Annotated in this window: 13 protein-coding genes; 10 read left to right on the forward strand and 3 right to left on the reverse strand. The window is 49.4% G+C overall.

Translation table 11 applies throughout. The annotated features are described in order from the left end of the window. Positions 1-79 precede the first annotated feature (79 nt). The gene (locus EDM60_RS00755) at positions 80-856 is read left to right on the forward strand and encodes an Ig-like domain-containing domain (protein ID WP_174769214.1); all 777 of its coding nucleotides are present in this window, start codon (positions 80-82) and stop codon (positions 854-856) included. Between the two features lie 226 nt (positions 857-1,082). Here EDM60_RS00755 and EDM60_RS00760 read toward each other — a convergent pair whose 3' ends face one another. Beyond that, entirely contained in the window at positions 1,083-1,169 is an 87-nt protein-coding gene (locus EDM60_RS00760; protein WP_016739383.1) for a YjcZ family sporulation protein, read from the reverse strand. Positions 1,170-1,530: 361 nt separating this feature from the next. On the opposite strand from EDM60_RS00760, the gene pepF reads away from it, so the two are divergent. Continuing rightward, a complete protein-coding gene (gene pepF / locus EDM60_RS00765; protein ID WP_122962397.1) occupies positions 1,531-3,441 on the forward strand; it encodes an oligoendopeptidase F in 1,911 nt (636 codons plus the stop codon). 105 nt (positions 3,442-3,546) lie between these two features. Here pepF and EDM60_RS00770 read toward each other — a convergent pair whose 3' ends face one another. Next, positions 3,547-3,915 (reverse strand): hypothetical protein, encoded by a 369-nt coding sequence (locus EDM60_RS00770; RefSeq protein WP_229049782.1) that lies wholly within the window; start codon positions 3,913-3,915, stop codon positions 3,547-3,549. Between the two features lie 160 nt (positions 3,916-4,075). Then, positions 4,076-4,699 (reverse strand): NAD(P)-dependent oxidoreductase, encoded by a 624-nt coding sequence (locus EDM60_RS00775; RefSeq protein ID WP_122962244.1) that lies wholly within the window; start codon positions 4,697-4,699, stop codon positions 4,076-4,078. A gap of 231 nt (positions 4,700-4,930) precedes the next feature. Here EDM60_RS00775 and ychF point away from each other — a divergent pair, with 231 nt between their 5' ends. The 8 genes from ychF to dnaB all read left to right on the forward strand — a co-directional run bounded on the left by ychF (position 4,931) and on the right by dnaB (position 12,019). Beyond that, positions 4,931-6,031 carry a redox-regulated ATPase YchF gene (gene ychF / locus EDM60_RS00780; RefSeq protein WP_122962245.1) on the forward strand — a complete coding sequence of 367 codons (1,101 nt, stop codon included), beginning with the start codon at positions 4,931-4,933 and terminating at the stop codon, positions 6,029-6,031. A 140-nt stretch (positions 6,032-6,171) separates the two neighbouring features. Further along, on the forward strand, positions 6,172-6,459 hold the full coding sequence (gene rpsF, locus EDM60_RS00785; protein ID WP_047070274.1) for a 30S ribosomal protein S6: 288 nt from the start codon (positions 6,172-6,174) through the stop codon (positions 6,457-6,459). Between the two features lie 29 nt (positions 6,460-6,488). Then, complete coding sequence (locus EDM60_RS00790) at positions 6,489-6,968, forward strand: single-stranded DNA-binding protein (protein WP_063231668.1); 480 nt, start codon at positions 6,489-6,491, stop codon at positions 6,966-6,968. Positions 6,969-7,009: 41 nt separating this feature from the next. After that, positions 7,010-7,240, forward strand: coding sequence for a 30S ribosomal protein S18 (gene rpsR, locus EDM60_RS00795; protein ID WP_005831740.1), 231 nt, complete (start codon positions 7,010-7,012; stop codon positions 7,238-7,240). 84 nt (positions 7,241-7,324) lie between these two features. Next, positions 7,325-8,233 carry a DUF2232 domain-containing protein gene (locus EDM60_RS00800; protein ID WP_122962246.1) on the forward strand — a complete coding sequence of 303 codons (909 nt, stop codon included), beginning with the start codon at positions 7,325-7,327 and terminating at the stop codon, positions 8,231-8,233. A 4-nt stretch (positions 8,234-8,237) separates the two neighbouring features. Continuing rightward, positions 8,238-10,175, forward strand: a complete 1,938-nt coding sequence (locus EDM60_RS00805) for a DHH family phosphoesterase (RefSeq protein WP_122962247.1) — start codon at positions 8,238-8,240, stop codon at positions 10,173-10,175. A 26-nt stretch (positions 10,176-10,201) separates the two neighbouring features. Then, a complete protein-coding gene (rplI, locus tag EDM60_RS00810) occupies positions 10,202-10,645 on the forward strand; it encodes a 50S ribosomal protein L9 (RefSeq protein WP_122962248.1) in 444 nt (147 codons plus the stop codon). Positions 10,646-10,669: 24 nt separating this feature from the next. Beyond that, a complete protein-coding gene (dnaB, locus tag EDM60_RS00815; RefSeq protein ID WP_122962249.1) occupies positions 10,670-12,019 on the forward strand; it encodes a replicative DNA helicase in 1,350 nt (449 codons plus the stop codon). The last annotated feature ends 142 nt before the right edge of the window (positions 12,020-12,161 follow it).

Raw genomic sequence — 12,161 nt, forward strand, 5'->3', positions numbered from 1 at the left:
CTGTCTTTTTCTACAATGCCCGTAAACGGTGATGACGGCCAAAAGCAGCTGCACCGTTCAAACGGGAGGGATTTTTGCGATGGATGTCAGACGGTTTTGGATGCAATGGGTAGTGATGCTGGGGATTTTGCTGGTGTTTTCACATTCAGCTGCGGCGAAGGAGCCGAGCAGCTGGAAAGTGAACATCTTGCCCCAGGACAAAGCGGTCGGAGTCGCTGTGGATGATGTGATCACGATGACTTTTTCCGGGGCGATCCAGTTGAAAAATTCTCGGGACATCACTGACAAGTCGTGGTTGTCGCTCGTCCAACTGGTGGATGAGAAGAAAAAGAAGGTGGCTTTCGCAGTCAAGTGGAACGATTCAGCGAAAAGCCTCGTGATCGATCCTGTGGGCAATCTGGAAGCGGGGAAGACGTATCGCGTCACCCTTTTGGCGAAGAAGCTAAAGGATGCGCGAGGAGAGCTGAACCCTGAGCTTTCCGTTGCTTTTGCGACAAAGGCTCCCGTGGATAACATTGCGCCACAGGCGGTGATTTTGCCAGGGCATGGAGCCAAACAGGTGAAAAGCGGTGAGAAGGTGACGCTTCAGTTTGCCGAAGAGGTGGCATTGGTGAGCGGAGAGACGCTATCCAGCAAAACGGCGGGCAAATTGGTGCGAGTGACAGATGAACAAGGCAGGGCTGTCCCGCATACGGTCACCTGGAACAAAAGCAAGCGGACACTGACGGTCAAGCCAAAAGGAAAATGGCAGCCGCACACCAGCTATCATGTTCATCTCGTTGGCGGGCTGCTGCAAGATCGTGCGGGCAATGCGAATAACTCACAATCGTCCAGTTTCACGAGTGGCGCGAAGTAGTGAAAACGGACTGTGGATAAGCAGAAAAAAAGGATGCAGCCTTATGATGAGGCGCATCCTTTTTCCTTTTGTACGATCAGATGTATCTCCCGGTGATTGTACGAAGGTTATGACTGATCATTGTTTATCGGCTGCATAGCCTGCTAATGATCTATGTGGAATGGGGAAGGTAAGATGCACTCTTGTGCAAGCTTACCTTCAGATAGGCCGGATGGCAGCGGGAAGCTTAGTTGCAGTCACAACCTACGATTACGAGGAGAATGAAGAGAACCAAGATCAGCGCGAAATCGTCAAAGCCGTTAAAGATACCCACTTGCTAACACCTCCTACCCTAGTTTCAATACTCATGCTATGTAGGAACATGAAAATGGGTATGGGCGAATGCCCTGGTTCCGACGAAAATAAGTTATCCACACTGTATCCACAGAAAATGTGGACAACTTTTTGTCGAAAAAAGTAGAAAAAAATGGCGAGTTGAAAGCGGAGTAGCTGTGGATAGGTAGTTATCCACAATCTTATCCACAAAACTGAATTTTCTCTGGATAAATTGACTGTTGTTAATAAATATTTAAAATATTTTTATTAATAAGAAGGAGTTTCAAGGTGGAATAACGTAATTACTCTAACTAGAAATTGGAAAAGCTATATAGAGAAGGAAAAGGGGCGATTTGGATTTGAAAAAGCAAGTATTTGCATCTGTTACTGCATTGGCCATTGCACTTTCAACTGTGTCGGTACCATTCATTCCGTACAGCACACCGGCAGTCGCTTTTGCTGCTGAAAAACCAAATTATCAGACTCGCGCAGACATTCCCGATGAGTACAAGTGGAAATTGAATCATATTTACCCAACCGTGCAGGATTGGGAAAAGGACGTAGCCAAGGTGGAAGCTTTGGCGAATGCATTTACCAAGCATCAAGGCAAGCTGGGAACATCTTCGGCAGCCATGCTTGCGGCTTTTGATGATTACGTGGAGATGATGAGGCTCAATGACAAGGCGTATGTGTATGCCAACATGTCTCTCGACGTAAACTCGGCAAATGCTGATTTGCAGAAGCTGGGAGACCGTGCTGAAAAAATGTACACGCTTGTCTCGGAAAAAACCGCGTGGGTGCAGCCAGAAATCGTTGCGATCCCGGATGAGAAAATCAAAAGCCTGCTCGCTGACAAGTCGCTTGCGCCGTACAAGCTGTTCATTGAAGACATGCTCCGCACCAAGCCATACTCGTTGTCCAAGGAGATGGAGGAGCTGCTGGCGAAGTCTTCGCCGCTCGGCAATGCGCCGACCAACATTTACAGCATGCTGTCCAAAGACGTGAAGTTCCCGAAAATCAAGGATGAAAAAGGCAAAGAAGTCCAGCTTACGCGGGCCAACTTTATCTCGTATATGGAGAGCAAGGACCAACGCGTGAGAAGAGATGCGTTCAAGGCGTACTACAGTGCCCTGATTGACTTCCAGGATTCTTTTGCACAGACTTTGGCGGCAAAAGTGAAAGGCGACAACTTCTACGCGCAAGCACGCAAGTACAACTCTGCGCTGGAAGCAAGCCTGACGCCGAACAACATTCCGACCAAAGTATACGATGAGCTGATCGATACCGTTAACGACAACTTGCCGCTGTTGCATCGCTACATTGCATTGAAGAAAAAAATGCTCGGAGTGAAAGAGCTGCACATGTACGACATCTATGTGCCGATCGTGCCATCCGACGACAAATATATTTCCTTCGAGGAAGGGAAGAAAATCGTCACCGACGGTTTGAAGGCTATGGGCGACGAGTACGTGAAAGTGCTGTCTGACGGACTCAACGGTGGCTGGGTCGACGTTTACTCGACCGACGACAAACGCACAGGCGCTTACCAGTGGGGAGCGTATGACACGCATCCGTACGTGCTTTTGAATCATCAGGGCACGCTTGATGACGTATACACAATCGCTCACGAAATGGGTCACGCGATGCAGTCGTACTACACGAACAAAAATCAGTCGTACATCTCGTCCAACTATCCGACTTTCACGGCGGAAGTGGCTTCGACAATGAATGAGACATTGCTGTTCAAGAGCATGTACGCGCAGGCGAAGACGAAAGAAGAGAAGATGTATCTTCTGAACCACTATCTGGAGAACTTCCGCTCGACCTTGTTCCGCCAAACGCAGTTCGCCGAGTTTGAAAAAGCGATCCACGACAAGGAACAGGCAGGAGAATCTCTCAACGCCGAGGCGATCAAAAAAATCTACCTCGACATCAACAAAAAATACTACGGCAAGGACATGGTTTCCGATGAGGAAATCGGCATGGAGTGGGCGCGCGTATCCCATTTCTACAACTATAAATACTACGTATACCAATACTCTACGAGCTTTGCGGCATCCCAGGCGCTGGCGAAGCAAATCATCGACGAAGGACAGCCAGCCGTTGACCGCATCCGCAAAAACTTCCTGGAAGCAGGCAACTCGGCACCTCCGATCGAAGTGCTGAAAGCGGCAGGGGTAGATATGTCTACATCCAAGCCGATCGAGCAAGCCATGGAAATTTTCGAAGAAACATTGATAGAGCTGGAGAAATTGGTGAACGAGAAGTAAAATCGTGTAAAAACAAAGCAAAGGCTCCCTGCTGGTTGATGGCAGGGAGCTTTTTGTTGATGATGAGTTTTCGCCAGAGAGTAGACGTTCTGCGTTAAGACAACATCACGGTAACTTTGACAGACGTTTAGCGTTTAATGATGAACTTGCAAAAATCAATGACATGCAAAAAAATCCAGAAACAGCCATAAGCGTATTGTATTCATGGTAACTGTTCATGAAAGACTGGACCATAGAAAAGCCCCATAGGAAAGCGGGGAAAACAAGAAAATAAAACAATTCAGTGCTGGACGAAAGTTTAACATAGAGCAGGACTGTGATTGTGGAAATGAGTAATGTCAAAATCATATTCTGCATTTCAGCGGAAGAAATGGACATGGGAATATCACTGGAAAGCATCATCTTATACAGCCAGAGAACAACGAACCAAACAGCAATGACAGCGTTAGCACAATACATCAAAAGCTTTTTCATCATGCTCCCTCCAGATAAAGCCAGACCGTAAGTCTGAGGAATAGGCTAATCGTTATAACGGGAAAAAAAGGAAAAGGTTTCAATGAATATGTGGTGCGTCATTGCAGTATCAGATATGCTCCTTGTTCACTAAATGGCAGCTTCCCAGCCAAAACAACACCTAATAAGCAATCCCCACCCGCATCCGCAAATAATCCAAACTGTCGAGCTGCTTGTACGCAAACTCGGCTGTATCGGGAACGGAAATTTGCATGCCGTCTACAGGCAGGTGGTGTGCTTCCACCCGATAGTTGCCTGTGTAGCTGCCGTCTGGCAAGTAAGTCGGGCAAACAATCGTCCAGTCCAGCCCGGATTGCGCAAGCAGCAAGTATGCCTTGTGGTGTTCTTCGGCGGCGCGGGTCAGTTTTTGCCGGGATTCACTCGATTGGTAGCGCAGCAGTTCAGGGGAGACCCGGCTTTGCAAAATTCCTGCCGTACCTACCGTGACAATCCGGCTGACGCCTTCCTGCTTCATGGCATCCAGGATGAAAGGCATGCTCTCGGTGAGAGTTGTGGTTCCGTCCGTACCGAGAGCGCTAATGACTGCACTGGCTCCCGACATGGCCTGCTTGACATCGTTTTCGTTGCAAACGTTTCCGGCAAGTACGCGCACAGTTTGGGGCAAATCGTGAGGGAGTTTGTCTACAGAGCGAACCAAAACGGTCACTTCATGGCCGTCTTTCAATGCATGCTGCAAAACATGGCTGCCGACGCGTCCTGTTGCGCCGAGAAGCAGAAGCTTCATTATGTATCCACCTCATTAACGTGTGATCGGGTCAAGTGCTTTTTGTAAAGTCTAGCATGTCTTTTTTTGTCCCACCAGCTTCAGCTATCGTAGAGCTTGAAAGGAGGGAGGATTTCACGCAAGCTGCTTCCAGACAGGGTCTAAAGTTGCCACAAGGAGACAATTGTATTCTTAAAACCAAATCTATATACTTAAAAGGATGTTAGGATGATGACAAGGGAGTGTATATAGATGGGTGCATCTTGCGGGATTGTTGGTCTCCCCAACGTAGGGAAATCGACACTGTTTAATGCCATTACACAAGCGGGCGCTGAGTCGGCGAACTACCCGTTCTGTACGATTGACCCGAACGTGGGGATCGTAGAAGTTCCAGATCCGCGTCTGACCAAGCTGACCGAGATCGTGGTTCCGAATAAAGTCGTTCCGACTGCATTTGAGTTCGTGGACATTGCCGGTCTGGTAAAAGGCGCGAGCAAAGGCGAAGGACTCGGCAACCAGTTTCTCGGACACATCCGTGAAGTAGATGCGATCGCACACGTGGTTCGCTGCTTCGAGGATGAAAATATTACGCACGTGGCAGGCCGTGTCGATCCCCTGAGCGATATCGAGACGATCAATCTGGAACTGATTTTTGCCGATCTGGACTCCGTTGACCGTCGGATCGACCGCATCGCGCGCAAGGTGAAATCCGGTGACAAAGAATCGAAGCAAGAACTGGACGTGCTGGAAAAGCTGAAGGCTGCTTTCGAAGAAGGTCAGTCTGCACGCAGCGTAGAGCTTGACGATGAAGAGCGCAAATGGATTCGCGACCTGCACCTTTTGACAATCAAGCCGATGCTGTACGTGTGCAACGTAGCGGAAGACGGCATCAACGACGCAGACACCAATCCGCATGTGCAAGCGGTTCGCGAGCATGCGGCAAATGAAGGGGCAGAAGTAGTTGTCATCAGTGCCAAAGTCGAGGCGGAAATCGCCGAGCTGGAAGGCGAAGACAAAGAAATGTTCCTGGAGGAGCTTGGTTTGGCTGAGTCCGGTCTGGACCGTTTGATTCGCGCTGCCTACAAGCTGCTCGGTTTGGTTACCTACTTTACCGCAGGGGTACAGGAAGTTCGCGCATGGACCATTCGCCAGGGCACAAAAGCTCCAGGAGCGGCTGGCGTAATTCATACCGATTTCGAGCGCGGCTTTATTCGCGCAGAAGTGATTGCCTACAACGATCTGGTAGATGCTGGTTCGGTTGCAGCAGCGAGAGAGCGCGGAAAGTACCGTCTTGAAGGGAAAGAGTACGTTGTTGCCGATGGAGATGTCATGCATTTCCGCTTTAATGTTTAGTACGAAATAGTTGATTCGCCATAGGCATTTTGCTATAATACGATAATGCGAGTATTTATGGAGTGCATGTTATGCGTTTCGTTTTAGCACTCGCTCCTTGCCCGAACAGGGCCGCAAAGTCCATAAGGAGGTGAAAAGGTATGCGTCAATACGAAGTTATGTATGTATTGCGTCCAGACCTTGAAGAAGAGAAAGTAAAATCCAATGTAGCTCGTTACAGCGAAGTTGTGACTAACTACGGTGGCGAAATCTCTAAGCTTCAAGAAATGGGTAAACGTCGTCTTGCGTACGAGATCAATAAGTTCCGTGAAGGTTACTACGTTCTGATGAACTTCAAAGCGAACTCCGATGCTGTTGCGGAAGCAGAGCGTTTGATGAAAATCAACGACGACGTAATCCGCTTCATGTTTGTTCGTGATGAGAAGTAATCATTGTCGCGGTCAGAGGGGGAACCAAGATGAATAAAGTTATTCTCATCGGCAACCTGACGAAAGATCCTGAACTTCGCTACACGCCAAATGGCGTTGCCGTTGCTACTTTTACCGTGGCTATCAATCGTCCTCGCACTAACCAGGCGGGTGAGAGAGAAGCCGATTTCATTAATATTGTCGCTTGGCAAAAACTTGCCGATCTTTGTGCAAGCTACTTGCGCAAAGGAAGACAAGCTGCCATCGAAGGGCGCCTTCAGACGCGTTCCTACGATAATAAAGAAGGAAAACGCGTATACGTAACGGAAGTCGTTGCTGAAAACGTTCAATTTTTGGGCGGACGAGGCAATGAAGGCGGCGGAGATAACGCAGGATACGATCCAGGACCGGGCTTTGGTGGCGGTAACAAGCCATCCGGTCAGAGAAACAATGACTTTGATCCGTTTGGTGATCCCTTCGCGAGTGCAGGCAAGCCGATCAACATCTCTGATGATGACTTGCCGTTCTAAGAATCGTACAACTTTCACATTCCTAAGAAGGAGGGACTATCATGGCACGCAAAGGACGTCCTAATAAGCGTCGTAAAGTATGCTTCTTTAAAGTGAACAAAATCAAGCACATCGATTATAAAGATGTAGACTTGCTCAAAAAATTCATCAGCGAACGCGGCAAAATCTTGCCACGTCGTGTAACTGGTACTTCTGCGAAGTATCAACGTGCTCTGACAATCGCGATCAAACGCGCTCGTCAAGTAGCATTGCTGCCTTACACGGCTGAATAATTTACACAAGTGATAAAAAGGGGGACACAATTGCGTGGCCCTCTTTTTTCCATATTTTTTGCTAATCTCAAACGAGGTGCTGACATGCCTTCCAAAACAAAGCAATTGGCTGAAAATGCCCTGATGCTGGGTATTGCACTGGTGCTGTTGTTCCTCAGTACATATACCGTGCTGGGATCACTGGTCAGTTTCCTTTTGCCGCTGCCTTTTATTTTTCTGGCCGTAAGCCGAAGCGTGTCCAACATGGTGTGGATTTCAGTCGTATACACCTTCCTTGGGTGGATTCTCGCAGGGCCGATTGCCGCCACGATCGCATTGATGGGCGCGGTCTGGGGTTCTGCCATGGGGATTGTTTATGCGAAAAGAGGAAAGGCGCTTCCTGCGATTGTGGCCGGAGCGGCGGTTGTTTTCCTCAGTACCGTTTTTGGACTGGCTTTTATGGCGTACGGGATGAACTTCAGCTTTCAGAACATGCTGGAAGAAACCGCCCGCATGCGCCCTTCCTTTGTGACCAAGGAACAGTTTGATCAGATGCTGGCTTTGGTCAAGATGGTGTTGCCTACGAGCATCGTGATGTTCAGCTTTATTTCCAGCGCCATTACCCATGGTCTGGCTGGCCTGATTGGAAGACGGATTAAAAAGCCGATTCCGCTGCTCAAGCCGATCCGGGAATGGAGCTTCCCGAGATCTTTGATGTACTACTATTTTATCGCCATGATCAGTATTCTGGTCTTCGGCGCCAGTATGCAGGGAACGTTCTGGGAAACCGCAATCATGAACGTAAAAGTCATGCTGGATGCGATTTTTACGCTTCAAGGCTTGAGCTTCTGCCTGTTTGCCGCGTACTTGTACGGGTGGAAGAGATTGACTCCAGTGCTTGTTGTCTGTCTATTTATTTTTCCGTTCTTAAGCACTATACTTAGTCTGGTAGGGATATTTGACTTAGGGCTTCGTTTGCGTGAAAAACTGGAAACAAGAGTGAAGAGGGGCTGAGGAAATGCCCAAATTCCTGTTAAAGCGTTGGTACGGGATGCATATGGTCCTGGCACTCAGCTTTAGCTTGCTGTTGTTGGGGATTTTGACCCTGCACCATTGGATGTACGGGGCGATCGGCATTATCTGCTTGATTGGCCTGATTCTATACGCCCTTCAAGCGGAAAAAGGATTCCAGCGGGACTTGCGCCTGTATTTGGCGACAGTTACCCACCGGGTGAAAAAGGCCGGAGAAGGCGTTATTCAGGAGCTGCCGATCGGAATACTCCTATACAACGAGGAAAAGGCAATCGAGTGGGTCAACCCGTTCATGACACATATGTCCGGGGATGAGTCGATGATCGGGAAAAGCCTTCAAGAGGTATTTCCCCAACTCGTGTGGAAGCCGGAACAAAAACGGCTGGAATTTACTTATAATGAGCGGGTATACGAGGTCATGGTTCGGTCCGATGAGCGTCTTTTGTATTTCAAGGACATTACGGACTTTAAAGAATTAACGACGCGTTACCATCGAGAAAAGGCTGCTCTGGCGATTATTCACCTCGACAATCTGGACGAGGTTGGACAAGTCATGGACGATCAGAGCCGCACGCTGCTGTCGACGAGTGTGGCTGGCGTGATTACAGAGTGGGCCAACAAACATGGCATATACCTTCGCCGAATCACGGCTGACAAATTTTTGGCGCTGATGGAACGGGAAGCACTTGATAAATTAGAAGAAACACGTTTTGACATTCTCGATGTGGTGCGGGAAATGACAGCCGACAACAAAATTCCGATTACGCTCAGTATCGGGGTGGGAGCGGCTGCAACTACGTACATCGAGCTGGGGCAAATGGCCCAATCGAGCTTGGATATTGCCCTTGGCCGCGGAGGAGACCAGTGCGCGATCAAGATTGGCAACAAGCTCACCTTCTACGGAGGAAAATCGAATGCCGTGGAAAAACGGACGCGCGTTCGCGCACGGGTGATTGCCCATGCGTTGCGTGATTTGATCCACGAGGCTGAGCATGTGATCGTAATGGGCCACAAGCAGCCGGACATGGATTCCATCGGTGCTTCTCTCGGTGTGCTGAAGGCTGTGCAATTGCACAACAAGGCAGCTTATATCGTCATGGATGAAGGCAACAATTCTGTAGAACGACTGATGCGGGAGATTTACGCCAATGAAGAATTGGCAGAAACATTCATCACTCCGGAGCAGGCGATCAGACTGGTAACGGGCAGAACGCTGCTCGTGGTTGTCGATACGCATCGTCCGTCTTTGGTCATTGAGCCGAAACTGCTTGGTGAGACAAGCCGGATCGTCGTCATTGACCACCATCGACGTTCGGAAGAGTTTATCGAGCCGGTTCTTCTGTACCTTGAACCGTATGCTTCTTCGACATCAGAGTTGGTTACGGAGCTTTTGCAATACCAGAGCGAGCGCTTGAATATTGACAATCTGATCGCTACGGCTCTTCTGGCAGGGATCGTCGTCGATACGAAAAGCTTTGCCTTCCGTACGGGTTCGCGTACTTTTGAAGCAGCGTCTTTCCTGAGACGGAACGGTGCCGATACGGCTGCTGTTCAACGTTTGCTGAAGGAAGATTTGAGCCAGTACGTGAAACGGGCTCGCATCATTATGAATACAGAGACCTACAGAGACAACATGGCGATTGCCATGGGTGATCCTGCCGAGAACTATACGCAAGTCCAGGTCGCACAGGCAGCGGAACAGCTGCTCACACTTTCTGGCATCCAGGCATCTTTTGTCGTTGCCGAGCGAGGCGATGATACGATTGTCATTAGCGGTCGTTCTTTGGGCGACATCAATGTACAGGCGATCATGGAGCTGCTTGGCGGGGGCGGACACCTGACAGGGGCCGCCACCCAAATCCAGGGCATTTCCGTCAAGGAAGCGACCCGACGTTTGAAAGAAGCGATTGATTCGGTCGTGTAGGCCAATATGAAAAGGGGGAAACGATGATGAGAGTCATTTTTCTTCAAGATGTAAAAGGCCAAGGTAAAAAAGGCGAAATTAAAGATTTGTCTGAAGGCTACGTACGCAACTTCCTGCTGCCGCGCAAACTGGCAAAGGAAGCGACAGATAGCAACGTGAAAACATTGGACGCTCAAAAGCGCAGCGAAGAGAAGCGTAAGGAGCAGGAAAAGCTGGAAGCGCAAGAGCTTGGCGTGAAGCTGGGCGAGCTGACAGTGAAAGTAGCAGGAAAAGCTGGCGAGGGTGGACGACTGTTCGGAGCGATTTCCAGCAAGCAAGTCGCACAAGCGCTGGAAGAGCAGTTCAAAATCAAGCTGGACAAACGCAAGCTGGAGATGGATGCGATCCGTTCCCTTGGCGTAACCCAAATCAAAGTGAAGCTGCACAATGAAGTAACGGCGACACTCAAAGTTCACGTGGTGGAAGAATAATGACGCAAACTTGGAGGGTGTGACGTGAGCGACCTGTTTTTGGATCGTGTCCCGCCGCAAAACAAGGAAGCGGAACAATCGGTACTCGGTGCCGTGTTCTTGTCTAAGGAAGCTTTAATCACGGCTATCGAGATTCTCCGTCCGGAAGATTTTTATAAGACAGCGCATCAGCGTATTTTTCAAACGATGGTGGACCTGTACGAGAAGGGCGAGCCAGTCGACCTGGTTACCGTAACCGCAGATTTGCAGGACCACAAGCTGTTGGACGAAGTTGGCGGCGTAACGTATTTGACGGAAATCGCCAGTTCCGTTCCGACAGCAGCGAATATCGAATACTATGCCAAAATCGTCGAAGAAAAAGCTTTGCTGAGACGATTGATTCATACGGCAACCAAGATCGCCAACGACGGCTACTCCCGCGAAGACGATGTAACAGAGATCATCGCGGATGCCGAGAAGTACATCATGGAAATCGGGCAAAATCGCAACAGTGGCGGTTTTACACCCATTCGTGATGCCCTGTTGGAAACGTATGAGCGGATCGAGTTTTTGAGTCAACGCCGCGGAGACATTACGGGTATTCCATCGGGATACACCGATTTGGATAAAATGACCGCAGGATTTCAGCGCAGCGACCTGATCATTTTGGCGGCGCGTCCTTCTGTAGGGAAAACGGCTTTTGCCTTGAATGTCGCACAAAATGTAGCTGCACGAGCTGGAGAGACAGTCGCCATCTTCTCGCTGGAGATGGGTGCTTCCCAGCTGGTACAGCGTATGATCTGTGCGGAGGGCAATCTGGACGCTTCGCGCATGCGTTCCGGGACGTTGGAGGAAGATGATTGGCAGAAGCTGACGATGGCGATTGGGACACTGGCGAAAGCGCCGATTTTTATCGACGATACGCCAGGGGTAACCGTTCAGGACATCCGGGCAAAATGCCGCCGTCTGCAAGCAGAGCGCGGCCTCGGCATGATTCTCATCGACTACTTGCAGCTGATTCATGGCCGAGGCAAAGGCGACAACCGTCAGCAGGAAGTATCGGAGATTTCCCGTACGCTCAAAGGGATTGCCCGTGAGCTGAATGTGCCCGTGATCGCCCTGTCTCAGCTCAGCCGTGGTGTAGAGCAACGGCAGGACAAGCGTCCGATGATGTCTGACATTCGTGAGTCCGGTTCGATTGAGCAGGACGCCGACATCGTAGCGTTTCTGTACCGTGATGACTACTACGACAAGGAATCAGAAAACAAAAACGTGATTGAAGTCATCATTGCCAAACAGCGTAACGGCCCTACCGGAACAGTTGAGTTGGCGTTCCTCAAAGAATTTAACAAATTCGTCAGCCTGGATCAGCGCTTCCGAAACCAGGCAGGGTAATAGAAGAAAGAGAAAAACCGAAGCCGGAGTAAATTCCGGCTTTTTTTCTTGGCCAAAAAGATTGACAAGGCCAAGTTTTCTAAATTGAATTGCCGAACATATAATCTTTCCACTATTTAAATGTTCGTATTTTCCGTTGACA

The organism is Brevibacillus parabrevis (genome assembly GCF_003710905.1).
Lineage (GTDB): Bacteria > Bacillota > Bacilli > Brevibacillales > Brevibacillaceae > Brevibacillus > Brevibacillus parabrevis.